This is a genomic window from Rhodobacter sp. SY28-1, assembly GCF_005222785.1.
In the GTDB taxonomy this organism is placed as follows: domain Bacteria; phylum Pseudomonadota; class Alphaproteobacteria; order Rhodobacterales; family Rhodobacteraceae; genus Tabrizicola.
In genome coordinates this window covers 967007-992095 of the sequence record NZ_STGH01000002.1, presented here as the reverse complement: position 1 = coordinate 992095, position 25089 = coordinate 967007, and the positions used below count along the sequence as shown (strand labels likewise).

Sequence of the window (25089 nt, the reverse complement as noted above, 5' to 3'; positions counted from 1 at the left end):
CGATGGACTTCGCCCGCCTCCGCCCGCACCAGCTGCAAGCGGCCATCGCGGCGAACACGCCCGTGGTCCTGCCGATCGGGGTGATGGAGTATCACGGCCAGCACCTGCCCGCAGGTGTGGACCTGCTGGCGGTGACCGAGGTTCTGGCACGGCTGGGCGACGCAATCATCACCCTGCCCCCCTTCGCCTATGGCGCGGCCAGCCATGCCGTGGCGGGGCCGGAGGGGACGGGGACGCTGCACATCGACGCGGGCGCGATCTTGCCGATAGCCGAGGGGCTATTCGGCGCACTTCTGAAGGCAGGCTTCCGCAACATCCGGGGCGTGATCCACCACCAGACCGAAGGCTTCGACCAGGGCATGCCCACCGACCTTGCCTTCCGCCTTGCGGGCCGCAATGCGATCATGCGGTTTCTGGAGGCGACCCGTGGCCCCGGGTGGTGGGGCGAACGGGGGATGCAGGACTACTACGCCCGGCAGGCCGAAGGCGCGGACCCGTTCAACTGGATCCGGATCCATCCCCTCTTTCCCAAGGGCGCGGATTTCCCGTTCGACCATGCCGGGAAAGGTGAAACCGCGCTGATGCAGGCCCTTGCGCCGGACACCGTGGACATGGCCCGAGCCGGGGATGGGGACCACTGGTATACCGGGGACGCTGGGGAGGCATCGCCCGCCATGGGGGAAGTCGGAGTGCAGATCGCGCTGGCTCATCTGCGGCAGGTGCTGGGACTGGGCTGACTCGCCACCCGGAACCGCTCGTCGATGACTTCGTCACTCCTCGCTGACCCACCGACGAGAAGCCGAAGGCGCGCGAGGAGGCGTCCACTCTACAATTCGGGAAGGTCCACCACGCCCTTCTTCAGGATGAAGCAGCCGTAGGGGCCGCTGTCGCTGGTCCGGATGATCGCAAAGGCGCGTTTCGCGGCGGCGTAGAAGTCGAAGCGTTCAAGCGCCTGGATTGACACGGTCCGGCCCTCGGCCTTGTCTACTACGGCCTGCATCCGGGCAAAGATCGGCACTTGGCCGTCAGGGTTGCCCACGACCTGCATGCGAGAGACCGGGGCGGGGACGAAGGTGTCCAGCGGCATCAGCGTCAGGATCGCGCGGGCGGCTGTGGGGATGTCGCAGCCCGCCATGTCGATCAGCCGGCCATAGGTCGTCTCCGCCGCGATGGCCGCCGCCGGGTGATTGACATCACAGATGACCAAGTCATCGCCATGCCCCAGCAGCATCAGGACATGGACGATCTCGGCGCTCAGCCTCTGGTCGATCCCTTTCAGCATGCGATCCCTTTCGTAGGGTGGGCAATCCTGCCCACCTTACTTTACCGCCCCCGCGGCCATGCCCTTGATGATGAACCGTTCCAGCACCACCCCGATCACGATCAAGGGCAGGATCGCGGCAAAGGACAGGGCCGCCATCGACCACCAGTTGATCCCCTGGCTGCCGGTTTGGCTTGCCACCATCACCGGCAGCGTGTTCGCGTGGGTCGAGGTGAGGAGGGCGGCGAAGAAATACTCGTTCCAGGTCAGGACGAGGCTCAGGATGAAGGCCGCCACCATCCCCGGCAGCGCGATGGGCACGATGATCGTCAGGAACGCCCCCCAGATCGACAGCCCGTCGACGAGGGCGGCCTCTTCCAACTCGGTCGGGATCGTCTCGAACTGGTCCTTCATGATCCAGATGACGATGGGCAGGACCGAGAGCGTGTAGAGAAGGATCAGGCCGATCCGGGTGTCAAGAAGCGCCAGCTCCTTGTAAAGGACAAGGAACGGCAGGGCGAGCACGACGGGCGGCAGGATCAGCTGCGACAAGAAGAAGAACAGGATGTCGTCGTTCTTCAACCAGGCCCATTTGTAGCGGAACCGCGACAGGCCATAGGCGGCCATCGCGCCCAGAACCACCGCCAGCGTCGACGACACCAGCGCCACGATAGTGGAATTGCCGAAGCGTTTCAGGAACTCCGCCCGGACGGTGCTTTCCTGGCTCAGGGTCTGGGGAGACAAGCCGATGGATTCCCAGCCCTTCCACTTCGGCGCGTAGAACAGCTTTTTCGCCCAGTCGCCCTCGGGCGTCCAGGATTGCGGGAAGGGAACCATCTGGCCCTGCATCACGTTCGGGGCCATCTTCAAGCTGGTCGTCGCGGTCCAGTAGATCGGGAACAGGCAGATCACCGCCCAAAAGGCGAGGACGCCGTAGATCGCGGTCCGGCTGGCCCACCATTTCATGCGGAAGCCGCGGTCGGTGTCGCTGTCGCGGAAGATCTGGACGGGGGTGTCGGTCATGGTTCCCTCGTCAGGTCCGGGGTTTCGTCAGGCGGTTGGCGAACTTCATCAAGACGGTCATCGCGATGACGATCAGCACCAGGTAGACCATCGCCAGCATCGTGCCGTAACCAACGTTGGACCTTTCCCGGTATTCGCGGAAGATGAAGCTGGTGACGGTGTCCGTGGCCCCCCCCGGCCCGCCGGAGGTGACGGTGATGACGATGTCGGCCAGCTTCAGCTTGAAGATGATGCGGATCAGGATCGCGGTCACCGACACCGGCAGCATCAGGGGGAAGGTGATCTCCCAGAAGCTTTTCCAGCCCGTCGCGCCATCGACGCGGCTGGCCTCCTGCAGTTCCTTCGGGATCGCCTGCAGACCTGCCAGCAGCATGATCATCATGAAGGGAATGAAGGTCCAGGCGTCCAGCACCATGATGGTCAGCTTGGCCATCCAAGGGGATTCAAAGAAACTCGGGTTCTCGATCCCCAGGCTGCGGGCGAGACGCGCGAGTGGGCCGAAGCGGGGTTCCAGCATCGACTTGCCGATCATCCAGCTGACCGCGACGGGCGACAGCATCAGCGGCATCAGGAAGGCCACGCGCCAGAACTTTCGCGCGCGGATCTGGCCGGCAAGGATCAGGGCAAGCCCGAACGCGATGGCGTATTCGACCAGGATCGCCAGGACGTAGATCACCATGTTGCCAAGGGCATTCCAGTAGAACGGGTCGTTCCACATCTGGACCAGGTTCGCGACGCCGTTGAACTGGCGACCGGACAGGCTGGACAGGTTCCAGTTGGAGAAGGCGATGATCAGCCCGAACAAGAGCGGGAAGACGGTCAGCGAGATCACGAACAGCGCGGCGGGCAGGACGAAGAGGGTTCGCTTGCCATGTTCCCCGCGCGTGATGACCTGCGCCCAGCACAGGGCGGTGGCCCAGAGGCAGTAGGCGTACAGCGTCGGGCGCCAGGTGTCGAAGCCGAAGTCATACCAGCCCGCGGTCTGCGCGAACTGGGCCAGCGCCACCAGCGCAAGGACTGCAGCCGCGCCCCAGACGAGGGATTTGCCAAACCGGACCCTGCCGGGGGTGATGTCGTCCGAGGTGACGACGTGCAACTGATCGCTTCCGCTCATAACTGACATGTTAGCCGGGCGACGTGGCGCTTGGGAAGCGGAATTCACCGCCCGGGCATCGCCAACTGCACGCACGGCACCAGCATGGGTCGGTCGCAAACGCCGGGTTGCAATCTGTGGTGAAACCGTGCCACCCCATTCGCGGTGGTAAAGGGTCGGGAACCGCAGATGCGATGTGTCGTCCTGGGTGGTTGCGGGTTCATCGGTTCGCATGTGGTGGACCGGCTTGTCGGTGCTGGCCATTCCGTGCGGGTGGTCTCGCGGCGTCCGGAAGCCCTGCGTGGTCCGGTTAAAGGAGTTGAGTACCGCTTCCTCGACTACGGCAATCGCGCATCCTTTGCGGCGACTATTGCCGGGGCGGACGTTGTCTTCCACATGATCAGCGCGACAACCCCGGCGTCGGGCGACCAGAACCCGATGCTGGACATCGAGGGCAACCTTGCGGCGACGGTCGGTCTTCTGGACCTGATGGAACAGGCCGGCATCCGTCGGCTGGTCTATGTCTCATCGGGGGGAGTGGTCTACGGGACCCCGCAGGAACTGCCGATCCCCGAGACGCATCCGTTGCGGCCGATCAATTCCTACGGGATCGTCAAGGTCGCCATCGAATCCTACATTGACCTTTCTGCACGCACCAAGGGCCTGATGCCGGTGATCCTGCGCCCGGCGAATGTCTATGGCACCCGGCTTGGCCGTGAGGGACACGAGTTTCTGGTGAGCCGGTTGCTGCGGTCCGCGCTATTGGGCCAGCCGGTCAGCATCTGGGGCGACGGGTCGATCGTGCGGGACTACCTGCATGTCAACGATCTGGCCCGGCTGGCCGTGTTGGCAGCGGAAAGCGGGATTACCGGGACCTTCAACGCGGGCAGCGGCACGGGAGTGTCGGTGCGCGCGCTGATCGACCTGGTGTCCGAGGTTTCCGGTCGGTCGCTTGTCGTGGACTATGGCAGCCCAAGGGCCTGTGATGTGCCAGTCTCGATCCTGGACTGCACGCGTGCCCGCGACGTGTTCGGATGGATGCCGGAAGTCGCGCTGCGGGAGGGGCTGGCCCAGACCTGGGCCTGGCATCTGGCGACCAGAAATGAAACGACCCTGCCCGGAGCTATCCCGGACAGGGCCAGTGTCACAGCGTCAGGCGATCACATCCCGAGCGATGCCTTGTAGAGCGCGATCTGGTTGTCGCGGCCGATCTGGTCGGTGATCTTTTCCCAGGCGGCGGCGATGGCGTCCGCAGTTTCCTGGGCCGACTTGTACTGCCCGGCAAAGCCCTTGGCCAATTCGTCCTCGGCCACCGAATAGTACTGGAAGATCCCCGGAATCCGCGGCTCGATCGCGGCGTTCGGGTGGTTGTAGCTGTCGGCGTTGGACCCGAGGTAGTCCTCGATGAACGCCCGGTCGTAGCCCGCCGCTTCCCATTCGTCGTAGTTGAAGTGCGAGTTGCGGTAGGGTTGGAAGCCCGACGGGTAGGCAGCTGTCCACAGGGACAGGTCCTTGCCGCCCAGATGCGCCGCAGCCGACCAGGCGGCCTTGCGCTTCTTCTCGTCGCCGGACACGCGCGAGGTGACGTAGATGCCCCAGCCGATGTAGGCCATCAGCGGCGCTTCGTTCGCGGTTTCCTCCCACGCACCCGCTGCCGAGTTGTAGCGGCGGGTCGAGCCGGGGTTGATCCCGAAGCCGACAACGTCACCCACGACCGAGGTGTCCGAGGTGCGCGCGTTCGAGCCCACGTCGCCCCACCACATCAGCATGGAACCGGTCCCGGCAAGGAACTGGCTGAAGGCGGTGGTGCCGGGGTCCGCGTTGATCTGGTCGGCCGGGTAGGCATTTGCGGCGATCAGGTCCATCACGTCCTGGAAGGCCTGGACCCAGCCGGGGTTGTTGACGCGTGGTTTCATCGTGTCCGGATCGAACAGCCAGGCGCGGTCGTCGGGGTGCTTGACATAGGCAGCCGCGCGGTTGGCGACGAAGTAGAAGCCAAAGCCGCCCCAGCCCTTCAGCGGGTCAAGGTAGCCATAGGCCGGGAGGCCGGTCAGCGGGTCGGTCTGGCCGACAAGCGCCTTCGACACGGCGTTGACGTCCTGCCAGGTCTTCGGAACCTCGGCCCCGCCGATCGCGCCCTCGCCGAAATAGTCTTTCCGGTACGAGAAGGTGTGGCAGTCGCCGTCGATGTTGATGCGGTAGGTCTTGCCGTCCCAGGTGCCGACGGGGGGCTGCAAATAGCCCACGAGGTCGTCGGCCTCGATCTGGGTCTTCACCCAATCCGGCATCTCGTCCAGAAGACCCTTCGACGCGGTGTCGCCCTCGAACGGCGCGCCCATCTCGACGATGTCGAAATCGACGGTGCCCGTGGCGATCGACTGCTGGAGACGCGGGTTGTAGTCGGCCTGGGCGAGGTCGATCCAGTTGATCTTGGCGCCGGTGTAGGCCTCCCACGGCTTTAGGAAGCCACGGAACAGGAAATTGTGCAGGTTCTGGTTGTTGAGGCCCAGGAAGGTCAGTTCCACACCGGCGAATTCACCCTCGGCCACGTTGGCCTTGGTGGCGCCAAGGCAGAGCTCGCCCACCTGCTGCCAATGCGCGTCGGTCGGGCTGCCGGCGCCCACTCCGGGAATTGCCAGGATCTGGGCGCGGATATTGTCCTGCGCCATGGCCGGGCCGCTCATCACCTTCGGCATCGCGGCCATCGCCCCAAGGGCAACCGAGCCCTGCAGCATCCGGCGACGGCTGAGCCGTGACCGGGACATCATCTCGTAAAGTTCGACCTTCAAGGTAGCTCCTCCCTTTGGAACATGCCCGCGTCTGGGGTCCAGATGCGGCTTGGTGTCTGGTTATCGTTGGTGCAGCAACAGCCTGCCTGCGACCCGGCTCCTCCCGTTCCGCGCGGCGACCGATGAACGGATGGGGTCTCCCTCTTCCCCTGTTTGGCAGCTTGCCTTGGTCAGCTTCGCAAGGCGGCAAGGGCCTGTCAAGATTCTAACATGTTAGTATGGTCAGCGGATGGACAGACCCCGCTTGGCTGGGTTACCACTCGATGAGAAGCTCCAGGGAGGCGGGCGCTTGGCCGAAGTGACGATCCGCGCGTTGCGCAAGAATTATGGCGGTCTGCAGGTCATTCACGGCCTTGATCTGGATATTCCCGACGGGGCCTTCGTGGTGCTGGTCGGGCCGTCGGGCTGCGGCAAGTCCACGCTACTGCGGATGATCGCGGGGCTGGAGGAGGTGACCGATGGCGACCTGATGATTGGCGACAAGCGGGTCAACAACCTGCCCCCGTCGGAACGCGACATCGCGATGGTGTTCCAGAACTACGCGCTTTACCCGCACAAGACCGTGGCCGCGAACATGGGCTTTGCGCTGAAGATGCGCGGGATGGAAAAGGACGCGGTCCGGGCCAAGGTCGAACATGCCGCCGCGATCCTGGGGCTGACGCCCTACCTCGACCGCTATCCCCGCGCCCTGTCGGGCGGCCAGCGGCAGCGGGTGGCGATGGGTCGGGCCATCGTGCGCGACCCGCAGGTGTTCCTGTTCGACGAACCGCTGTCGAATCTGGACGCCAAGCTGCGGGTCCAGATGCGGACCGAGATCAAGGAGCTGCACCAGCGGCTCAAGACCACCACGGTCTATGTCACCCACGACCAGATCGAGGCGATGACGATGGCCGACCGCATCGTCGTCATGCAGGGCGGGCGCATCGAACAGGTGGGCGCCCCCTTGGACCTTTATGACCGCCCCGCCAACACCTTCGTCGCGGCCTTCATCGGCAGCCCGTCGATGAACCTGCTTGAGGGCCGCGTTGCGGGCGGGAAGGTCGAAGTGGCGGGCGCTTCCCTGATCATGCCGCCTGGTGCGCAGGTGGCCGAAGGGCAAGAGGTCGTCTATGGCATCCGGCCCGAGCATCTGGCCTTGGCTGACCAGGGCCTGACCGGCACCGTCGCGGTCGTGGAACCCACGGGATCGGAGACCCACGTCGTCATCCGTCTGGAGGGGCGCGAGATGACGGCGGTCTTCCGCAATCGCGTCGCGTTCGGGCCGGGGGCCACGATCACTCTGGCGCCCGATGCCGCGGTGGCGCATCTATTCGACAAGGCGACCGGCAAGCGCCTGTAAGCCAACCGGGGGGAGACATGCTGAAGGGAATCGACAACCGCCTGAATGCGGAGGTGCTTGCCACCTTGCGCGCGATGGGACATGGCGACGTGCTGATCGTGGCCGATACCAACTTCCCGTCGGATTCCGTGGCGCGGGCCACGGTGACGGGCAAGCTTCTGCGGATGGAGAACCTGACCTGTGCCGAGGCGGTGAACGCGATCCTGTCGGTCCTGCCGCTGGACACCTTCGTCGATGATTTCGCCGGGCGGATGGAAGTCGTTGGCAAGCCTGACGAGATCCCGCCGGTGCAGCAGGAAGTGCAGGCCGAGATCGACCACGCCGAAGGCCGCCCTCGCAAGATGGTCAGCATCGAACGCTTTGCCTTCTACGACATGGCGCGGCAGTCCTATGCGGTGATCCAGACCGGGGAGCGTCGCTTCTACGGCTGCTTCATGTTCCGCAAGGGCGTGATCCCGCCGGAGGCCTGACGCATGAAACCGATCATTATCCTTGGCATCTTCGTTGCCGACACCGCCTATCGGGCCGAGCGTCAGCCCAAGATGGGCGAGACGATCCTTGGCACCTCCTTCGTCCTCGGGCCGGGTGGCAAGGGCTCGAACCAGTCGGTTGCCGCCGCGATGGCAGGGGGCCGGGTGCATTTCATCACGCGGTTGGGCGCGGACGCCTTTGCCGACATTGCGCGCGCGACCTGGGCCAAGGCGGGGGTGGTGCCCGAAGTGAAGGTGGACGCCGAAAGCTATACGGGTGCGGCCTATATCTTCATCGAGAATTCTACGGGCAACAACGCCATCATCGTCTCGCCGGGCGCGGCGGGCCGGGTGTCGGCCCAGGATGTCGAGGAAAAGGCCGATCTGATCCGGTCGGCTGCGATCTTCGTGACGCAGCTGGAACAGCCGATCCCTGCGGCCCTTCGCGCATTGCAGATCGCGCGCGAGGCGGGGGTGACCACGATCCTGAACCCCGCCCCTGCGGCGACCTTGTCGGACGAGATGCTGGCGCTGTGCGACTATGTGACCCCGAACGAATCCGAGGCCGAGGCGCTGACCGGCCTGCCGGTGACGACGGTCGATCAGGCGAAGGCGGCGGCCTCGGCGCTGTTGGCCAAGGGCGTGGGGGCGGTAGTCATCACGCTGGGCGACAAGGGGGCCCTTTATCACGATGCGCAGCGCACGGTGCATGTGCCGGTGATCTCGGCCGGTCCGGTCGTGGAAACGACCGGGGCAGGGGATGCCTTCAACGGCGGATTTGCAGTGGCGTTGGCCGAGGGGATGGACGTGATCGACGCGGTCCGCTTTGGCTGCGCCACCGCCGGGATTTCCGTGACGCGTCCGGGGACTGCGCCGTCGATGCCCGCGCGATCCGAGATCGAGGCGCTGCTGGCGCGATGAGCCGCTGGGACAGGGAAAGCACAAGGCCCCGGAGGCAAGTCTCCGGGGCCTTCTTGATTTGGTTGCGCTGGGTCAGTTCGTCAGCAGGTAATAGCTGTTCCGCGACCCGCCCATGTTCTGGACGGTGACGTAGAAATAGCCGTCCCAGGCCGGGGTCCAGTCACAGTAGAGCTTGTCCGACCAGCTGACGTCATAGCAGATGACATTGCCGTTTTCATCGGTCACCGCCACGTCGAGGTTCGCATCACCGTCGCCGACGATGGCGACCTCGGCGTAGGAATTGCCGTAATAGGGGATTTCCCAGACGTCGGTCTGACCCGCCGGCAGGCGCGAGAGCCACTCGACCGCGCCGCCGATCCGCCCGCGCGAACCCTCGGCCATCGCATCGTCGATCAGGCCCAGCACCGCCTCGTCGTCGGCGGCCAGTTCCTTGGCCTTGGCAAACATCGCGTCCGCAGTGACCGGAGCCTCGGCCGCGCCTTCATCCTCGGACGTGGCGCTGAAGAAAGTGGCCTTGGCCGCCGCGCGCGGGGTGCCGTCGTTCATCATCGGCGCCGGGGCCGCCGGGGCTGCGGGGGCGGCCTTCTTGCGGAAGGTTTCCTGGTCGCCCTCGCCGAACGTGATCTTCGCGGGGTCCAGCGCCGCGGGTTCGGCCGATTTGATATCGACCGATGCCGCCAGCTTGGCTGCGGCCAGCACGGTCACGGCATCACCCTGCGCCGCACCCAGCGCGTAGAGGTCCTGCGCGAGCCCCATCGTTGCCGCAGCGCCAGCGGTCGCATCGGCGGCAGCGGCGCCCACGTTGGGCCCGGAATTGTCCTGGGCGAGAGCGGGAAGGACAGTCGCGGCAATCGCGGTGGAGGCGAGGAGAAGCACAAATGTCTTGGGAGTCATGGCGGATCCTGAAGGTTTACCGCGCCGGAGTGGCACGGAACGGCGCAATCCTTGCAGGCCTTTGATCGATTGAGAAGATGTCTTGGCATGACAAATGCCGTCACATCAGCTTCCGACCAGCTGATAACTGTTCTGCACCTGCCCGATGTTGCGGATCTCGACCGTGAAAAAGCCGTTGCGCGCCGGGGTAAATCGGCACAGCGCCGGGGTGAGGCCGGGGGGAAGGGCGCAGACGATGCTGCCGGAGTCGTCGGTCACGGTAAGGCCAAGCGCGCCGTCTCTGTCCCCGATCAGGCCAAGTTCGGCCGGGACATCGCCCGACAGCGCGATGCGCCAGCTGTCGGTCTGGCCGCCTGCCAGAGCCGCCTCGGCCCGGATTGCGGTCGGTTGCCTGCCATGGGGGCGCTGGGCATCCAGATCGTAAGCAAGGTCCTGCAGCGTGATGTCTTCTCCGGCCAAGGCCTGGGCAATGGCCAGCACCTGGGGCGAGGCCGGGTCGGGGGCTGCAGACCGGCCGATGTCCTGGTCCGCCGCGCCTTCGTCCGAAGTGGTTCGGGTCCAGCCGGTCGGCGGGCGCACGGTCACCGACCGAGCCAGCCGGATCGCCGCCAGAAGAAGGATGGGATCGCCCTCGTCCATCGCGGCCAGGTACGATTGCTGCGCCAGGATCAGCCGCCCGGCGGCGCCGTCGGTTCCGGATCGGGCGAGGGCCACGTTCGCCGGATCGGCAAGGGCCGGGCTCGACGCGCAGAGGAGGGCAGCAAGAAGCGGGAGGGCAGGGCGCATCGGACACTTTCGGCAAAGATGCGGCGAGTCTCGCAAAGCCCGCGCATGGCGACAAGGGCGGAACGCACGGATCGGGTGCTTTCCGGGCGGTGGATTTCGCGCTAGCACGGACGAAAGGGAGACGATGATGCGCGAGATACTGGGGCAGCTTGTGGCGTTCGACACGGTCAGCCATCGGCCGAACATGGCTTTGATGGGCTATGTCCGCGATCTGCTGGAAGCGGCCAGACTGACTGTCACGCTGGTACCGGATGCGGGCGGCGGCAAGGCGAACCTTTTCGCCTCGACCGGGCCCGGCGCGGTGGGTGGGGTCATGCTGTCGGGCCATACCGATGTCGTGCCGGTCGAGGGGCAGGACTGGACCGTGCCCCCCTTCGCGCTGACCGAGGCGCGAGGCCGTTATTACGGGCGGGGTGCGGCGGACATGAAGGGGTTCGTGGCCTGTGCGGTGGAGGCGATGCTGCTGGCCGCGCGCCGTCCGCTGAAGGTGCCGCTGCACCTGGCGCTGTCCTATGACGAGGAGATCGGCTGCATGGGTGTGCGGTCGCTGATCGACCTTCTGGCGGCGGCCCCGGTCAAACCCCGGTTCTGCATCGTGGGGGAACCGACGGGAATGCAGGTCGCGACCGGGCACAAGGGAAAGGTCGCGCTTCGGGCAACCTGCCGGGGGCGCGAGGGGCATTCGGCTCTGGCCCCGCTGGCGCTGAACGCTCTGCATCTGTCGGGGGATTTCCTGGGCGCGGTGCGCCGTGTGCAGGCCGAGGTCGCGGCGACGGGGCTTCGGGACGGGGACTATGACGTGCCCTACACGACGCTGCATGTGGGCAAGATGTCGGGCGGGGTGCAGGTCAACATCGTGCCGAACCATGCCGTGCTGGATTTCGAGATCCGGTCCCTTGCTGGTGAGGACGTGGCGGGCTTGATCGGGCGGCTGGAAGCGGAGGCCGAGGCGATCGTCGCGCCCTTGCGGGGCGAGTTTCCGGAGGCGGCTATCACGGTGGAGCGGCTGTGGGACTACCCGGGCCTCGGGACGCCGTCAGACGCCGAGGTGGTGCGGTTCGTGAAGGGGCTGACCGGGGCGAACGGGACGATGAAGGTGGCCTTCGGGACGGAAGGCGGGCTGTTCGATGCCCGGCTGGGCGTGCCGACGGTGATCTGCGGGCCTGGGTCAATGGCGCAGGGGCACAAGCCGGACGAGTTTGTCTCGGTGGAGCAGATCGAGCGGTGTCGAGGGATGCTGGCGGCGCTGGTGGACCGGCTGGAGGCCGGGTTCTGAGGGAAGTGTCCACGGTGGACAGAATCGGATAAGCCTTCAATATTAACACCTTGGTCTTGGATGTTAGGGAAATCTTAGGATTTGCTATCACTATGGCGCACGGGTTCCGCCCGACCGCCCTCAAGCGCCCGAAACAACCTTGGCGCGATAGTGATGCGCCTTTGAATAAACCCGGGCGTGTCACTTACAATTGCCCGACCAAGGCGCCATATCTAATGAAGCGGGCCATCCGTCCGCACAAAAGGACTTTCATGAACATTGTTGAAACTGCCGCCGGTAACCCGGCCTTCTCGACACTTGTGACCGCGCTTTCTGCGGCCAACCTGACCTCTGCCTTGGGCGGCACCGGACCTTTCACGGTCTTCGCCCCCTCGAACGAAGCCTTCGCCAAGCTGCCCGCCGGGACCGTCGATGATCTGGTCCTGCCTGCGAACAAGGCCAAGCTGACGGCCATCCTGAAACTGCATGTCGTCTCGGGCAAGCACATGGCGTCGGAGTTCACCGGCAAGTCGTCCGAGATCGCTACTTTGGGTGGCGAGAAAGTCACCGTGACCGGCAAGGACGGGTCGGTCCATGTCGGCAAGGCCAAGGTCAGTTCGGCCGATCTTGGCGCGTCGAACGGCGTGATCCACGTCATCGACACGGTGATGATGCCAGCCTGACCCTAGGTCTGGTGAGTTGCGAGTGAGGGGGGCCGGTTGGCCCCCCGTTTTCATGCGAAGGCATTCCGTTGCCGGGTGCGACCTACTGCAGAGAGCGAAGCTTTTCGGCCTCATCCGCGCCGATCCGGTAGTGGCCGGTCATCGGGTAGGCGAACAGGATGTCTTCCTCCTGCGCGCCCCGGCCGATGTTGTGCAGGATCAGCGGCGTGCCGTCCGCAGACCGCTGGTCCGAGACGATGCCGATGTGGTCAAGGTTGCCGGGCAGCTTCCAGGTCACGATGTCGCCGGGCAGGAACGGCGCGGGAAGTTCATCCAGGGGCTGTTCGGCCCCGACGCGACTGAACAGCGTCTGCAGGTTCGGCACGCGGCGGTGGTCGATGTTGCGGTCGGTCCGGCTGAGGCCCCAGAGCGGCGGGTAGGCGGCGAAATTGGCCTTCATGTCGCGGTTCACGGCCAGTTGCAGGTCAATCCCCCAGCCGTCGCGCAGCGCGCGGATCACCACATCGGTGCAGACGCCCCGGTCACGCGGCAGGTCGCCGCCGGGGAAGTCGAGACTGACATAGGCCGGATCGTAGGTCACGGTCACACCGACCTGATCGCGCGCGGCTTCGGTCAGGCGCGAGGGTTCCGACCCTGCAAGGACCGGGCCGGTAGTGCAAAGCGACAGGATCAGGGCAAGGCTGCGCATGGATGGAATCATGCGCCTTTCCCGGGCGTAAGGCGAGTGGGGAAATCCGGCGCTTCACGCGCTCTGGCACCTTTCCGCCGGGTTCGGTAAGAGTTTCGTGATGGCAATCACCCTGACCTCTCTGACCGATCTGGCGACGCATGGCTTCGATGACATCATCGACGTCCGTGCCCCTGCGGAGTACGCCGAGGATCACCTGCCCGGGGCTGTCTCGCTTCCCGTGCTGGACGACGAGGAGCGGGCGCGGGTGGGTACGATCTACAAGCAGGTCAGCCCGTTTTCGGCGCGCAAGATCGGGGCGGCGCTGGTGGCGAAGAATGCCTCGATCCATCTGCAGGGTCCTTTGGCCGAGAAGGGCGGGGGCTGGCGGCCTCTGGTCTATTGCTGGCGGGGCGGGCAGCGGTCGGGGTCGTTTGCGACGATCCTTGGGCAGATCGGCTGGCGGGTTGAAACGCTGGTCGGCGGCTACAAGACCTGGAGGAGCCTCGTGGTGCGCGAGGTCTATGACACGCCGGTCCGCGCGCCGGTGGTGGTGCTGGACGGCAATACCGGATCGGCCAAGACCGAGGTCTTGAACCTGCTGCCGCAGTTCGGGGTGCAGGTGATCGACCTTGAGGGGCTGGCGCGGCATCGCGGGTCCTTGTTCGGCAACGTCGGGGTTCAGCCGTCGCAGAAGGCTTTCGAGGGGGCGCTGGCGCTGGCCCTCGCGGGGCTTGACCCGACGCGGCCCGTGGTGGTCGAGGCGGAAAGCTCCAAGATCGGCAACTGCCGCCTGCCGCCGGAGATCTGGAAGGCGATGGTTGCGGCCCCCCGCGTGTCGATCGCGGCCCCGAGGTCCGTGCGGGCGGAGTATCTGGCGCGGGCCTATGCCGACCTGACGGCAGAGACGGATCGGCTGGCGGCGACGGTGGGCCTTCTGCGACCCATGCATGCGGCTGAGGTGATCGAGGGTTGGCTGGCGCTGGCGGCGGCGGGCGACCATGCGGAGCTGGCTGACAGCCTGATGGAGCGGCACTATGATCCGCGCTATGGCAAGCACCGGGCGCGGATGGCGGTGCCGGTCGCGGAACTGGCGGTGGACAGTCTTGCCGCCGCAGACCTTCCCGGCGTGGCCGAGCGGGTCGCGGCGGCGATCAGGACCTTGGCCAAGGGCTGAAACGTCAGGCGACAACCGTCAAGTGCGGTATGCCTGCGGTGATCGTCCCGACAATTGCGGCATCATGGCCAGCAGCCCCGAGAGCGGAGATCAGATCCTTGGCGCGGTCCGCCGGAACAGCGGCAAGCAGTCCGCCCGCAGTCTGGGGATCGGACAGAAGATCGCTGCGGGGGTCCGCCGGCGCGCTCATCCGCCAGCTGACGGCGGCCAGGTTCGCCGGATGCAGCGAGGAGCCTTGGCCTGCCTGAGCAAGCTCCACCGCACCGGGCATCAGGGGGATGTCGCCCAGCCGGATCGTCGCGGCGACCTGTGAGGCGTCGAGTATTTCCAGCAGGTGCCCTGCCAGACCGAAGCCGGTGACATCGGTCATGGCATGGGCATGGGGCGCAAGGATCGTGGCCGCAGACCCTTGCGCGCGGGTCATCTGCCCGATGCAGGCGGTCCAGATTTCGCCCATCAGGAGGCCAGGGACCTGCGCCATCGCCATCTCGGCCGCGAGGATGGTGCCGGAGCCGAGGGGTTTCGTCAGGATCAGCGCGTCGCCCGCTTGCGCGCCGCCTTTGCCGATGGGGCGCGTGGCGGTGCCGGTCACGGTGAAGCCGATGGTCAGTTCCGCCCCTTCGGTGGAATGGCCGCCCACGATGTCGGCCCCGGCGTCGCGGAAGGTCTGCGCGGCCTGATCCATGATCTCGGCCAGCATGCGGGTCTGGAGGTCGGGGCCGAGGGGTGGAAGGGTGATCTGGGCGAGGGCCACCTGCGGTTCGGCGCCCATCGCCCAGACGTCTCCCATCGCATGGAGCGCGGCGATCCGGGCCATCAGGCGGGGATCGTGGCTGAAGGCGCGGAGGTGGTCGGTGGTGAGGACCTGCGCCCCGTTTGGGGTGGCAAGGATCGCGGCATCGTCGCCGGGGCCAGAGCGGACCTCGAGGCGCGCGGGGGCGGGCAGGGTGACGAGGGCCTGGGAGAGGACGTCCGGGCCCAGTTTCGCGCCGCAGCCGCCGCAGAGGGGGCGCTGGTTCAGGTGGGCGGCGAGGCCCTTGGTGGCGTCCGTCGGGGCCTTGGGCCGGGGCATCTGCGGATAGGCGCCGAAGCGGTCCATGAAGCGGCGGTCGATCCGGTCCTTGAGGCGCCAGAGCCGGGGGCCGGTGGCGGTGAGCCCCCATTTCTCGGCGAGCGCGGTTTGGGCGCCCAGGGCGATGAGCTTCAGGTAGTCGGACTGCGGGCGGAAGGGTTTCAGCGGTTTCCCGGTCAGGGCGGCGCGGAGGTTGTGGAGAAGGACCGGAGCGGCACGGACGGCGAAGACTCCGGCCTTGGGGCGCGGGGCGTCGGTCATCGTGGCACAGTCGCCGGACGCGAAGATCAGCGGGTCGGAGGTGCGCAGGGTGACGTCGGTCAGGAGGAAGCCGTCCTGGTGGTCGAGGCCGGTGTTCGCGAGCCAGGGATGCGGGCGGGCTCCGGTCGCGGTGAGGGTGAAGTCGGAGGGCAGGGTTTCGCCGCTGGCGAGAGTGACGGAGGTGGCGTCGGTTGCCGTGACGGCGGTGCCAAGGCGCAGGGTGACCCCGGCCTGCGCGAGGTAGCGGCCGAGGCTGGTGCGGGCGTTGCGCGACAGGGCGGGCAGGAACTGGTCGGCGCGGTCGATCAGGGTGACTTGTGCGTCTGCGCCAAGGGCCTGCAACCGGTGGGAAGAGGCGAGGGCCAGCTCCACCCCGCCAAGGCCCGCGCCCAGGATGGTGATGCGGGGGTTGGGCAGGCGGCCGGTAAGGAAAGTCTCCCACGCGGCGGCGTAGGGGCCGAGCGGCTTGGCGGCGATGGTGGCGGGCGCGCCGGGCAGATCAGAGGTGATGCCGATGTCGATGGCGGCGAGGTCGTAGGGGAGGGGCGGGCGGCCCGCGAGGTGGACAAGCCGGGCGTCGCGGTCGATGCCGGTGGCGCGGTCGAGGATCAGGCGGGCACCGGCGAACCGGGTGAGGCGGACAAGGTCGATCATCAGCTCCTCGCGCCGGTAGTGCCCGGCGATGACGCCGGGGAGCATGCCTGTATAGGGCGCGGCGGGGTCGGGATTGATGAGTGTGAGGCGGGTGCCGGGCAGGGGGGACATCGCCCACATCCTGAGGACCAGCGCGTGGCTGTGACCGCCGCCGATCAGCACGAGGTCCTTGATCTGTGGATAGGCGGGGGTCATCGGCGGCTGGAGTCTTGGGTTGGGGGTTTCGGGTCGGGGATAGCGCAGGCGGGGCGGAAAGGCCATTGCCTGAGCGGGGCAGCTGTCCTCGGGGCATCGAACCCCTCGGACAGCGCTGCCGCGGAAGATGATGGGGCGGGGAGTGAGGGTGGAGAGGGCGGATGCCTCCGGCGGGAGTATTTGTCGAAAAGAGCAAGGGACTAGAAGGTTTCTTTACCCTTTTGCGGTTGTCTTTCCCGGCGGTACAGGGAGGAGTCCCGATGACCGCAAAAGGGCAAGTCGCCCCGGCGGCGTGGGAAGCTCTCCCTTCGCACTGTAAGAGGTGCCGACCGCCGGGGTGCATTGTCCGAGAAAGCAGGCCTGGGCTTGCATTTGCTCTTTTCCCAAATACTCCCGCCGGAGGCATCGACATTGGCCACGGGCGCAGTGGTATCCGACAGACCCGCGGATGCGCCGCCGAGCGGGCCCTCGATGGGCCCCGAGGTGGCTTCCCTGTTCAGGCAGCGTCGAGCGCGGGGCGCAGCAGCGCCATCGGGTGGGATCGCAGCGTCAGGCGCATCGCGACGTAGTCTTCGACCACGGCCTCGCCCATGGTCATCTCGCGGAAGGCGATGGCGGGCTCGGTGATCCCCTCCCCGTCCATATCCCCGGCGAAAAGTGGCAGGGGCGCGCCTGCAGCCAGCGCCTCGGCGGACCAGAGCGCATCGCGGCGGGAGAGGCCCAGGGCCGCGAAGGCGTCGGCTTCGGCGAGGCGGGTCAGCGTGGCGGGGGCGACACCGGCACGGCGCCAGACGTCCTCGACCGTCTGATAGCCGTTGCCGCGCGCCCCGGTGATCCAGCGCGCCTCCTCCTCGGCGATCCCGCGGACCTGGCGGAAGCCGAGGCGGAGCGCGAGTTCCGGTGGTTTGCCCGGGTCGCGATCGGGCCGGTCGAGCCATTCCATCCGGTTGTCCCAGTGGCTGGTCTGGATGCAGGGCGGCAGGACGGTCACGCCATGTTCTCGCGCATCGCGGACGATCTGTGCGGGGGCGTAGAAGCCCATGGGTTGGGAGTTGAGGAGAGCGCAGGCGAAGATGCCGGGGTGGTGGCGTTTGATCCAGGCGCTGGCATAGACGAGGAGTGCGAAGCTCGCCGCATGGCTTTCGGGGAAGCCGTAGCTGCCGAAGCCTTCGATCTGGGCAAAGCAGCGGCGGGCGAAATCCGCGTCATAGCCCTTGGCCAGCATCCCGCCGATGAAGCGGTCGTGGAATTCGCTGACTGACCCATGTTTCTTGAAGGTGGCCAATGATCGGCGCAGGCGGTCGGCCTCGTCGGGCGTGAAGCCCGCGCCGACGATGGCGATCTGCATCGCCTGTTCCTGGAAGAGGGGCACGCCGAGGGTCTTGCCAAGGACGCGACCAAGCTCGTCCGAGGGGAAGCTGACCTTTTCCTGCCCGTTTCGCCTCCGCAGGAACGGGTGCACCATGTCGCCCTGGATTGGTCCGGGCCGTATGATCGCGACCTGGATGACGAGGTCGTAGAAGCATTTCGGCTTCATCCGGGGCAGGAAGTTCATCTGGGCGCGGCTTTCCACCTGAAAGACGCCCAGGGAATCCGCCCGGCAGAGCATGCGGTAGGTCTCCGGGTCCTCGGGCGGGAGCGTCGCCAGCGTGAAGTGCTGGTGGTGGTGCTTGTCGAGAAGGTCGAAGGCCTTGCGGATGCAACTGAGCATCCCCAGCGCCAGGATGTCGACCTTCAGGATCTTCAGCGTGTCGATGTCGTCCTTGTCCCAGGGGATCACCGTGCGATCCTCCATCGTGGCGTTTTCGACGGGGCAGAGTTCATCAAGGCGGCCCTCGGTGATGATGAAGCCGCCGACGTGCTGCGACAGGTGCCGAGGGAAGCCCTGGATTTCGTCGATCAGCGCCATGGTCTGGCGGAGGCGGCGGTCGGTCGGGTCGAGGCCGATTTCCTTGAGCCGCGTTTCGGTCACCCCGCCCGGGCCGCCCCAGCCCCAGATCTGGCTGGACATGGCAGCGAGGGTGTCCTCTGACAGGCCCATGGCGCGGCCCACTTCCCGCACCGCGCGCTTGCCGCGGTAGTGGATGACGGTCGCGCAAAGCCCCGCGCGGTGGCGGCCGTATTTTTCGTAGATGTGCTGGATCACCTCTTCCCGGCGTTCGTGTTCGAAGTCGACGTCGATGTCGGGGGGCTCATTGCGCGCCTCGGAGATGAAGCGTTCGAAGACCATGGTGCCGATTTCCGGCGAGACGGAGGTCACGCCCAACGCGTAGCAGACGACGGAATTGGCGGCGGACCCCCGGCCTTGGCAGAGGATGCCGCGTTTGCGGGCGAAGTCGACGATGTCGTGGACGGTGAGGAAGTAGGGCTCATACCGCAGCTTGGAGATGAGGGCGAGTTCGTGGGCCATCTGGGCGCGGACGCGATCCGGGGGGCCTTCGGGATAGCGCCAGTGCAGCCCCGCTTCGGCAAGGCGCGCGAGGCGCTGGGCGGCGCTTTCGCCTCCTGTCACTTCGGAGGGGTATTCATACTGGAGTTCGTCCAGGGAGAAGGTGGCGCGGGCGGCGATCTCTCCGGCGCGGTGGACCGCCGCTTCGTGGCCCGCGAAGATGCGGAGCATTTCGGTGTGGGACCGCAGGCGGCCTTCGTTGTTCGGCAGCGCCCGGCGGCCAAGTTTGTCGACGGGGACGCCCAGGCGGATCGCGGTCAGGACATCGGCGAGGCGGCGGCGCTTGCCGTGGTGGAGGAAGGGGAGGCCGGTGGCCACGGTGGGGATGTTCAGCGCCTTGGCGTGCCGGGTGAGGCTTTCGAAGCGGGTCGCGTCCTGCCCGTCATAGCGCGGGGCCATCGCAAGGCTGACCTGGCCGGGGAAGCGCTTCGCCAGCTGCCGGGCGTGGGACTGCCAGAGCCTTGGCTCGGCGGTCGTGCCGACGTCGGCCAGGGTGAGGCGCTGGCCATGGGGGAGGAGGAGCATCTCCATCCCCTCGCCCCATTGCAGAAGGTCGGGGAGGTGAAGCGTGCAGTCGCCCTTTGCGGCGCGGAGGCGGCCGAGGCTGAGGAGGCGGCAGAGGCGGCCCCAGGCAGCGCGGTTGCGGGGGAGGACTGTGACCTGGAAGCCGTCGGTGAGGATGATGCGGGCGGCGGGGATCAGGCGGATCTTCGGGCCGCCGTCGCGGGCAAGCTCACGCGCCTTGGTATGGGCGCGGACGATGCCGGCGACGGAGTTCACGTCGGCGACGGCGAGGGCGGGCATGTCCATCTCGGTCGCGCGCAGGATCATCTCCTCGGGGTGGGAGGCCCCGGTGAGGAAGGTGAAGTTGGTGAGTGCGGAGAGTTCGACGAAGGGCAAGGGCGACTCAGGGCAATCAGAACATAACAAGAACATTTTGCCATGATCGGGACGGTCGGGCCAGCCCAAGAATTTTCGGCGAAAATTCTTGGGTGCCCTAGATCAGGCCTTCCTTGCGGAAGAGGGCCTTGAGGTCGGCTTCGGGGCGGGCGCCGAAGTGGGAGATCACCTCGGCGGCGGCGACGCAGCCCATGCGACCGGAGGTGGCAAGCGACTGGCCGGTGGCGAGGCCGTAGAGGAAGCCCGCAGCGAACTGGTCGCCCGCGCCGGTGGCGTCCACGGGGACGACGCGTTTGACCGGGACGATGGCCTGTTCCTCGCCGCGCTGGACGATCACGTCGTGGCCGGAGCGGGTGCAGACGACGAGGCCTGCGTCGGCGGCGGCCTGTTCGAGGGCGGTGGAGAGATCGGTCTGGTAGAGCGAGGACCATTCGTGTTCGTTGCCGATGACGTAGTCGAGCGATTTGACCAGCCGCCGGAAATCGTCGCGGTGGCGGTCGACGCAGAACGGGTCGGAGAGGGCGATCCCGGCTTTGCCTCCGGCGCGGTGGCAAAGTTCCACGGCGCGTTCGAAGGCCTGTTTGCCCTTGGGTTTGTCGTAGAGATAGCCTTCGAGGAACAGGATCTCGGCGCTGCCGGCGACGGTGTCGGAAACGTCGTCGGGGCCGAGTTCCGAGGAGATGCCGAGGTAGGTGTTCATCGACCGCTCACCGTCGGGCGAGACGAAGATCATGCTGCGCGAGGTCGGGAGTTCACCGCCAGGGACGGGCGGGTTGACGAAATCGGTGCCCTCGTCGGCCATGGTGCGGGCGTAGAATTTCCCCAGCGCGTCGTCGTGGACGCGGCCGATGAAGGCGGTGGTGAGGCCGAGGTTGCCAAGGCCCGCGAGGGTGTTGGCGACCGACCCGCCGGGGGCCTGCTGGCGGTTGGTCATCGCGCTGTAGAGAAGCTCTCCGCGTTCGCGTTCGACCAGTTGCATGATGCCCTTCTGGATGCCCATCAGGTCGAGAAAGCTGTCATCGGCAGTGGAGAACACGTCCACAATGGCGTTGCCGATGCCGACGACCTGGTAGGATTTCATGCGGTCTTCTCCGGGTAAAGGCACCAGTCCCGGATCGGGCAGATGCCGCATTTGGGTTTGCGCGCGACGCAGATATACCGGCCGTGCAGGATAAGCCAGTGGTGGGCGTGGTGCTGGTATTCGACGGGGACGTTGTCCTCGATCGCGCGTTCGACCTGCGCTTCGTCCTTGCCGGGGCAGATGCCGGTGCGGTTGCCGACGCGGAAGATATGGGTGTCGACGGCCTGGGCCGGGTGGTGGAACCACATCGACAGGACCACGTTCGCGGTCTTGCGACCCACGCCCGGCAGGGTGACCAGGGCGGCGCGGGAGGAAGGGACCTCGCCACCGAAGTTGTCGATCAACAGGCGCGACAGCTTGATGACGTTCTTCGCCTTGTTGCGGAAGAGGCCGATGGTCTTGATATGCTCGATCAGGCCTTCCTCGCCGAGCGCGAGCATCTTTTCCGGCGTGTCGGCGATCGGAAACAGCTTGCGCGTCGCCTTGTTCACGCCGACGTCGGTCGCCTGTGCCGACAGGGCCACGGCCACCAGAAGGGTGAAGGCGTTGACGTGCTCAAGCTCGCCCTTCGGTTCAGGCTCGATCTCGGCGAAGCGCGCGAAGACCTGTTTCAGGGCGGAGTAGGGGAGTTGCGGGGTCATGCGGCCTTTGCAGCATGAAACCGGGATCGCGACAAGCCGCAGGAAACGGGTCGCGGTTGCGGGGGCGGGCCAATAGATTGGATGGCAAGGAGACCCAAGATGACTGACCAATCCCCGTCCTACCATTACCAGGTGATCGGCCGCGCCTTGCAGGTGATCGACACCGAGGGCCCGGCGCTGACGCTGGAGGACCTTGCGGCGAAGATGAACATGAGCCCGGCGCATTTCCAGCGGGTGTTCAGCCAGTGGGTCGGCGTCAGCCCCAAGCGCTATCAGCAATACCTGACGCTGGGCCATGCGCGGCGGCTGCTGGCGGAACGGCACACGATGCTGGGCACGGCGCTGGAGACGGGGCTGTCGGGGACAGGGCGGCTGCATGACCTGTTCCTGACATGGGAGGCGATGTCCCCGGGCGACTATGCGCGGGGCGGGCAGGGGCTGGAAATCAAGTGGGGCTGGTTCGAAAGCCCCTTCGGCCCGGCGTTGGTGATGGCCACGGCCAAGGGCATCTGCGGCATGGGGTTCGCCGACGAGGTCGGAGCCGAGGCCGCGCTGGAGGACCTGGTCAGCCGCTGGCCGAAGGCGAGGTATGTCGAGGATCCGACGACGATCCGCCCGCTGGTCGACGCGGCCTTTGGCGGGCAGGCCACCAGCCTGCACCTGATCGGTGCGCCGTTCCAGATCAAGGTCTGGGAGGCGCTGCTGGCGATCCCCTCGGGCCATGTCACCACCTATGCCGACATCGCCGGGGCCATCGGCCACCCACAGGCGCATAGGGCGGTCGGGACGGCTGTGGGGCGCAATCCGATCAGTTTCCTGATCCCCTGCCACCGTGCGCTGCGCCGCGACGGAGGCCTTGGCGGCTATCACTGGGGCCTGCCCCGAAAGCGTGCCATGCTGGCCTGGGAGGCTGCGCGCACAGAGATGTGATGCGCGGAACCCTGCCTAAACTGAAGGGAACCCGAAGCCTCTCGACGACGTTGATGTATTGTGGCAGGGGTCTAGCACAGGCCCGCCAATGGGCGATTTTTCGAGGCGAGAGCAAACATGATGATGAAGACCCCCCTGATCCTGGCAACGGCCGGTATGCTGGCGCTGACCGCCTGCGTCGATCCCAATGCCTATCCCGATGACCCGAATGCCCGCACCAAGAACGGTGCCGTGATCGGCGGCCTGCTGGGCGCTGCGGCCGGTGCTGCGACGGCGCGTGACGGTGACGAGTTCAAGGGTGCCGTTCTGGGTGGTGCGTTGGGTGCCGGTGCGGGCGCGATTGTCGGCGCCGACCTTGACCGTCAGGCCGCCGAACTGCGCGGTTCGCTGAACTCCAACATCTCGGTGACGAACACGGGCGAATACCTGATCGTCAACATGCCGCAGGACCTGTTGTTTGCCACCGACAGCGCGTCGGTCCGGTCGGACCTGCGCCGCGACCTGAACACGGTGGCCTCTAGCCTGCTGCGCTATCCCAACAGCCGGATCGAAGTGATCGGCCACACCGACAACACCGGCTCGGCCGCCTACAACCAGGACCTGTCGCAGCGCCGTGCCGTGGCCGTTGCAGGCGTCCTGCGCGATGCGGGCGTCCCGGGTGGTCGCCTTGCGGCCTATGGCCGTGGCGAGGACCAGCCGGTGGCCTCGAACCTGACGCCGGAAGGCCGCGCGCAGAACCGCCGGGTGGAGATCATCATCCGCCCGACCCGCTGATAGGCTTGGACAATTCGGAAAAGGGGCCGGGATCACCCGGCCCCTTTTTCATTGTGATTTGCGGCAATCGGTCATATTTCTGGACCAATCAGCAGGGTCAATGAGGCCGACGGTGCCATGCCATTCCTGAAGGTCACTTCGGAAAAGCTGTCGAGTGCGGTGGTGCGGCAGATCGAGCAGCTGATCCTGCGCGGCATCCTGCGGCCCGGGGAACGGCTGCCGTCCGAACGGGACCTCGCCGAAAAGCTGGGCGTCTCGCGCCCCTCATTGCGCGATGCCATTGCCGATCTGGCCGACCGGGGCCTGTTGGTCAGCCGGGCCGGGTCGGGGATCTTCGTCGCGGATGTGCTGGGTTCTGCCTTCTCGCCTGCGCTGATCGAGCTGTTCGCGTCGCATGACGAGGCGGTCTTCGACTACATCGCCTTTCGGCGCGACATCGAGGGGCTGGCGGCAGAACGGGCGGCGACCCTGGGGTCGGAGACGGACCTGAAGGTGATCGCGACGATCCTTGCCAAGATGGAGGCGGCGCACCAGAAGCGCGACCCGTCGGACGAGGCGCAGCTGGATGCGGAATTCCACATGGCGATCATCGAGGCGAGCCACAACGTCATCATGTTGCACATGCTGCGGTCGATGTTCGACCTTCTGCGTCAGGGGGTGTTCTACAACCGCCAGGTCATGTTCCGGAACCGGATGACGCGGGACCAGCTTCTGGACCAGCACCGGGCGATCAACGCCGCGATCCAGGCGCGCGACGCGCAGGCCGCGCGCGCTGCCGTGGCGGCGCATCTGGCCTATGTCGAGCAGGCCTTTCTCGACCAGATGCGCGCCGAAAAGCATGAATCGATTGCCCGGCAAAGACTGGAGCACGAAGCCAACCGCTAGCCCCTCAGCGGAAGGTGCAACTCGGTCACCAGGTCCTCGGGGGCCGTGTCCATCGGGGTGTTCAGATAGACCTCGAACGAAGGCGTGTCGGCGGGTTCCTCGCCCGAGTTGGGCAGCCAGACCCCGAAGAGTTCGTCATAGGCGGTGGGAAGTCCGGCGTAGGGGCCGGTGTAGGTCAGCACCGCGTGGCGACCGCCCGCAAGGGCCACCGCTTCCAGCGGCGCTGCAAGGTCGGCCGGGCCGGTCAGTTCGAACCCGGCATGGCTGCGCAAGGCCGATTCTGCGACGGACTGCGGGTCATCGTAGAAGACGGCGATCATCCGGCCGGAGTTGCGGAACAGGTCGCGGCTGGCCATCACGGCGCTGAGCTTCTGGAAGGCGCGGGAGATCTCGTGGTAGGCGCCCTTGTGCGGCAGGGCGGCCAGGCGGATCGGGGGTTCGGTTCGGATGATGACGGGGTGCATCGGGGCTCTCCTGGGCTGTGGGGTTCGGACGAAGGGACGCAACTCTCCCCGTTTGCGAAAGGTGGCGGGCGACATCAGGAAGGCGTCCGTGAAGCAGCGGTTGAAGCTGGCGAGGTTGTCCATCCCGACCGAGGCGGCAAGCGCTGCGATCGGCTGGTCGGTCATCACCAGAAGATACGACGCCCGCTGCATCCGGACGCGGCGCACGGCCTGGGCCAGGGTCTCGCCGGTCATCGCGCGGAAGACGCGGTGCCAGTGGAACCGGCTCATCGCGGCGACGTCGGACAGGGCGTCGAGCGACAGGTCCCCGGCGGGATTGTCGTGGATGTGGTCGAGGACCCGCAACAGCCGCTTTTCGTTCGCATTGGTCATGTCATTCCTTTCGCAAGGGCAGACTTGCATGTCCCCGCCGCACAAATCTTGCC

23 protein-coding genes are annotated in these 25089 nt (G+C 66.5%); 11 read left to right on the top strand and 12 right to left on the bottom strand.

The features are described from left to right. Positions 1 to 2: 2 nt before the first annotated feature. Entirely contained in the window at positions 3 to 737 is a 735-nt protein-coding gene (locus tag E8M84_RS13985; RefSeq protein ID WP_137111775.1) for a creatininase family protein, read from the top strand. An 89-nt stretch (positions 738 to 826) separates the two neighbouring features. Here the strand turns inward: E8M84_RS13985 and E8M84_RS13980 are convergent, their stop codons facing one another. From E8M84_RS13980 to E8M84_RS13970, 3 genes are read right to left on the bottom strand one after another with little or no spacing between them, the layout of a single operon-like run. After that, positions 827 to 1282, bottom strand: coding sequence for an RbsD/FucU family protein (locus tag E8M84_RS13980; RefSeq protein ID WP_137111774.1), 456 nt, complete (start codon positions 1280 to 1282; stop codon positions 827 to 829). A gap of 36 nt (positions 1283 to 1318) precedes the next feature. After that, entirely contained in the window at positions 1319 to 2284 is a 966-nt protein-coding gene (locus E8M84_RS13975; RefSeq protein ID WP_137111773.1) for a carbohydrate ABC transporter permease, read from the bottom strand. 10 nt (positions 2285 to 2294) lie between these two features. Beyond that, positions 2295 to 3398 carry a carbohydrate ABC transporter permease gene (locus E8M84_RS13970; RefSeq protein WP_240790386.1) on the bottom strand — a complete coding sequence of 368 codons (1104 nt, stop codon included), beginning with the start codon at positions 3396 to 3398 and terminating at the stop codon, positions 2295 to 2297. Positions 3399 to 3566: 168 nt separating this feature from the next. Here E8M84_RS13970 and E8M84_RS13965 point away from each other — a divergent pair, with 168 nt between their 5' ends. Next, complete coding sequence (locus E8M84_RS13965) at positions 3567 to 4562, top strand: NAD-dependent epimerase/dehydratase family protein (protein ID WP_137111771.1); 996 nt, start codon at positions 3567 to 3569, stop codon at positions 4560 to 4562. Here the strand turns inward: E8M84_RS13965 and E8M84_RS13960 are convergent. After that, the gene (locus tag E8M84_RS13960; RefSeq protein ID WP_137111770.1) at positions 4538 to 6166 is read right to left on the bottom strand and encodes an extracellular solute-binding protein; all 1629 of its coding nucleotides are present in this window, start codon (positions 6164 to 6166) and stop codon (positions 4538 to 4540) included. The two genes, E8M84_RS13965 and E8M84_RS13960, sit on opposite strands and share 25 nt — an antisense overlap. A gap of 289 nt (positions 6167 to 6455) precedes the next feature. Between E8M84_RS13960 and E8M84_RS13955 the strand changes: the two genes are divergently transcribed. From E8M84_RS13955 to rbsK, 3 genes are read left to right on the top strand one after another with little or no spacing between them, the layout of a single operon-like run. Further along, positions 6456 to 7505 carry an ABC transporter ATP-binding protein gene (locus E8M84_RS13955; RefSeq protein WP_137111769.1) on the top strand — a complete coding sequence of 350 codons (1050 nt, stop codon included), beginning with the start codon at positions 6456 to 6458 and terminating at the stop codon, positions 7503 to 7505. Between the two features lie 17 nt (positions 7506 to 7522). After that, on the top strand, positions 7523 to 7975 hold the full coding sequence (locus E8M84_RS13950; RefSeq protein WP_137111768.1) for an RbsD/FucU family protein: 453 nt from the start codon (positions 7523 to 7525) through the stop codon (positions 7973 to 7975). Positions 7976 to 7978: 3 nt separating this feature from the next. Beyond that, on the top strand, positions 7979 to 8896 hold the full coding sequence (gene rbsK / locus E8M84_RS13945; protein WP_137111767.1) for a ribokinase: 918 nt from the start codon (positions 7979 to 7981) through the stop codon (positions 8894 to 8896). A gap of 72 nt (positions 8897 to 8968) precedes the next feature. Here rbsK and E8M84_RS13940 read toward each other — a convergent pair whose 3' ends face one another. Together E8M84_RS13940 and E8M84_RS13935 are read right to left on the bottom strand one after the other, a co-directional pair. Then, positions 8969 to 9790: a hypothetical protein gene (locus E8M84_RS13940; protein WP_137111766.1), complete on the bottom strand. Its 822-nt coding sequence runs from the start codon at positions 9788 to 9790 to the stop codon at positions 8969 to 8971. 105 nt (positions 9791 to 9895) lie between these two features. Next, entirely contained in the window at positions 9896 to 10576 is a 681-nt protein-coding gene (locus E8M84_RS13935) for a hypothetical protein (protein ID WP_137111765.1), read from the bottom strand. Between the two features lie 124 nt (positions 10577 to 10700). Between E8M84_RS13935 and argE the strand changes: the two genes are divergently transcribed. Next, entirely contained in the window at positions 10701 to 11852 is a 1152-nt protein-coding gene (argE, locus tag E8M84_RS13930; protein WP_276607121.1) for an acetylornithine deacetylase, read from the top strand. Between the two features lie 251 nt (positions 11853 to 12103). Further along, entirely contained in the window at positions 12104 to 12514 is a 411-nt protein-coding gene (locus E8M84_RS13925; protein ID WP_240790385.1) for a fasciclin domain-containing protein, read from the top strand. Between the two features lie 82 nt (positions 12515 to 12596). On the opposite strand, the gene E8M84_RS13920 is transcribed toward E8M84_RS13925, so the two are convergent. Next, complete coding sequence (locus tag E8M84_RS13920; RefSeq protein WP_137111762.1) at positions 12597 to 13202, bottom strand: DUF1287 domain-containing protein; 606 nt, start codon at positions 13200 to 13202, stop codon at positions 12597 to 12599. Positions 13203 to 13302: 100 nt separating this feature from the next. Here E8M84_RS13920 and mnmH point away from each other — a divergent pair, with 100 nt between their 5' ends. Continuing rightward, positions 13303 to 14358 carry a tRNA 2-selenouridine(34) synthase MnmH gene (mnmH, locus tag E8M84_RS13915; RefSeq protein WP_137111761.1) on the top strand — a complete coding sequence of 352 codons (1056 nt, stop codon included), beginning with the start codon at positions 13303 to 13305 and terminating at the stop codon, positions 14356 to 14358. A gap of 4 nt (positions 14359 to 14362) precedes the next feature. On the opposite strand, the gene selD is transcribed toward mnmH, so the two are convergent. From selD to nth, 4 genes are all read right to left on the bottom strand, one after another. Further along, the gene (gene selD, locus E8M84_RS13910; RefSeq protein WP_137111760.1) at positions 14363 to 16540 is read right to left on the bottom strand and encodes a selenide, water dikinase SelD; all 2178 of its coding nucleotides are present in this window, start codon (positions 16538 to 16540) and stop codon (positions 14363 to 14365) included. 496 nt (positions 16541 to 17036) lie between these two features. Next, positions 17037 to 19925, bottom strand: coding sequence for an error-prone DNA polymerase (locus tag E8M84_RS13905; RefSeq protein ID WP_170971937.1), 2889 nt, complete (start codon positions 19923 to 19925; stop codon positions 17037 to 17039). Positions 19926 to 19986: 61 nt separating this feature from the next. Then, complete coding sequence (locus E8M84_RS13900) at positions 19987 to 20970, bottom strand: adenosine kinase (protein ID WP_137111758.1); 984 nt, start codon at positions 20968 to 20970, stop codon at positions 19987 to 19989. Continuing rightward, positions 20967 to 21611 carry an endonuclease III gene (gene nth / locus E8M84_RS13895; protein ID WP_137111757.1) on the bottom strand — a complete coding sequence of 215 codons (645 nt, stop codon included), beginning with the start codon at positions 21609 to 21611 and terminating at the stop codon, positions 20967 to 20969. The genes E8M84_RS13900 and nth overlap by 4 nt, the downstream gene beginning before the upstream one ends. 99 nt (positions 21612 to 21710) lie before the next feature. Here nth and E8M84_RS13890 point away from each other — a divergent pair, with 99 nt between their 5' ends. From E8M84_RS13890 to E8M84_RS13880, 3 genes are all read left to right on the top strand, one after another. Continuing rightward, a complete protein-coding gene (locus E8M84_RS13890; RefSeq protein ID WP_137111756.1) occupies positions 21711 to 22541 on the top strand; it encodes a methylated-DNA--[protein]-cysteine S-methyltransferase in 831 nt (276 codons plus the stop codon). 117 nt (positions 22542 to 22658) lie between these two features. Next, positions 22659 to 23315: an OmpA family protein gene (locus E8M84_RS13885; RefSeq protein ID WP_137111755.1), complete on the top strand. Its 657-nt coding sequence runs from the start codon at positions 22659 to 22661 to the stop codon at positions 23313 to 23315. Positions 23316 to 23432: 117 nt separating this feature from the next. Continuing rightward, on the top strand, positions 23433 to 24200 hold the full coding sequence (locus E8M84_RS13880) for an FCD domain-containing protein (RefSeq protein ID WP_137111754.1): 768 nt from the start codon (positions 23433 to 23435) through the stop codon (positions 24198 to 24200). Here the strand turns inward: E8M84_RS13880 and E8M84_RS13875 are convergent. Then, the gene (locus tag E8M84_RS13875; RefSeq protein ID WP_137111753.1) at positions 24197 to 25036 is read right to left on the bottom strand and encodes a GyrI-like domain-containing protein; all 840 of its coding nucleotides are present in this window, start codon (positions 25034 to 25036) and stop codon (positions 24197 to 24199) included. The genes E8M84_RS13880 and E8M84_RS13875 overlap by 4 nt on opposite strands. Between the last annotated feature and the right edge of the window lie 53 nt (positions 25037 to 25089).

What these genes read in the sequence shown, in the direction of transcription:
- E8M84_RS13985 (WP_137111775.1), top strand. Translation starts at nt 3, where the DNA reads ATGGACTTCGCCCGCCTCCGCCCGCACCAGCTGCAAGCGGCCATCGCG.
- E8M84_RS13980 (WP_137111774.1), bottom strand. Translation starts at nt 1,282, where the DNA reads ATGCTGAAAGGGATCGACCAGAGGCTGAGCGCCGAGATCGTCCATGTC.
- E8M84_RS13975 (WP_137111773.1), bottom strand. Translation starts at nt 2,284, where the DNA reads ATGACCGACACCCCCGTCCAGATCTTCCGCGACAGCGACACCGACCGC.
- E8M84_RS13970 (WP_240790386.1), bottom strand. Translation starts at nt 3,398, where the DNA reads ATGAGCGGAAGCGATCAGTTGCACGTCGTCACCTCGGACGACATCACC.
- E8M84_RS13965 (WP_137111771.1), top strand. Translation starts at nt 3,567, where the DNA reads ATGCGATGTGTCGTCCTGGGTGGTTGCGGGTTCATCGGTTCGCATGTG.
- E8M84_RS13950 (WP_137111768.1), top strand. Translation starts at nt 7,523, where the DNA reads ATGCTGAAGGGAATCGACAACCGCCTGAATGCGGAGGTGCTTGCCACC.
- rbsK (WP_137111767.1), top strand. Translation starts at nt 7,979, where the DNA reads ATGAAACCGATCATTATCCTTGGCATCTTCGTTGCCGACACCGCCTAT.
- E8M84_RS13940 (WP_137111766.1), bottom strand. Translation starts at nt 9,790, where the DNA reads ATGACTCCCAAGACATTTGTGCTTCTCCTCGCCTCCACCGCGATTGCC.
- E8M84_RS13935 (WP_137111765.1), bottom strand. Translation starts at nt 10,576, where the DNA reads ATGCGCCCTGCCCTCCCGCTTCTTGCTGCCCTCCTCTGCGCGTCGAGC.
- argE (WP_276607121.1), top strand. Translation starts at nt 10,701, where the DNA reads ATGATGCGCGAGATACTGGGGCAGCTTGTGGCGTTCGACACGGTCAGC.
- E8M84_RS13925 (WP_240790385.1), top strand. Translation starts at nt 12,104, where the DNA reads ATGAACATTGTTGAAACTGCCGCCGGTAACCCGGCCTTCTCGACACTT.
- E8M84_RS13920 (WP_137111762.1), bottom strand. Translation starts at nt 13,202, where the DNA reads ATGCGCAGCCTTGCCCTGATCCTGTCGCTTTGCACTACCGGCCCGGTC.
- mnmH (WP_137111761.1), top strand. Translation starts at nt 13,303, where the DNA reads ATGGCAATCACCCTGACCTCTCTGACCGATCTGGCGACGCATGGCTTC.
- selD (WP_137111760.1), bottom strand. Translation starts at nt 16,540, where the DNA reads ATGACCCCCGCCTATCCACAGATCAAGGACCTCGTGCTGATCGGCGGC.
- E8M84_RS13905 (WP_170971937.1), bottom strand. Translation starts at nt 19,925, where the DNA reads ATGTTCTTGTTATGTTCTGATTGCCCTGAGTCGCCCTTGCCCTTCGTC.
- E8M84_RS13900 (WP_137111758.1), bottom strand. Translation starts at nt 20,970, where the DNA reads ATGAAATCCTACCAGGTCGTCGGCATCGGCAACGCCATTGTGGACGTG.
- nth (WP_137111757.1), bottom strand. Translation starts at nt 21,611, where the DNA reads ATGACCCCGCAACTCCCCTACTCCGCCCTGAAACAGGTCTTCGCGCGC.
- E8M84_RS13890 (WP_137111756.1), top strand. Translation starts at nt 21,711, where the DNA reads ATGACTGACCAATCCCCGTCCTACCATTACCAGGTGATCGGCCGCGCC.
- E8M84_RS13885 (WP_137111755.1), top strand. Translation starts at nt 22,659, where the DNA reads ATGATGATGAAGACCCCCCTGATCCTGGCAACGGCCGGTATGCTGGCG.
- E8M84_RS13880 (WP_137111754.1), top strand. Translation starts at nt 23,433, where the DNA reads ATGCCATTCCTGAAGGTCACTTCGGAAAAGCTGTCGAGTGCGGTGGTG.
- E8M84_RS13875 (WP_137111753.1), bottom strand. Translation starts at nt 25,036, where the DNA reads ATGACCAATGCGAACGAAAAGCGGCTGTTGCGGGTCCTCGACCACATC.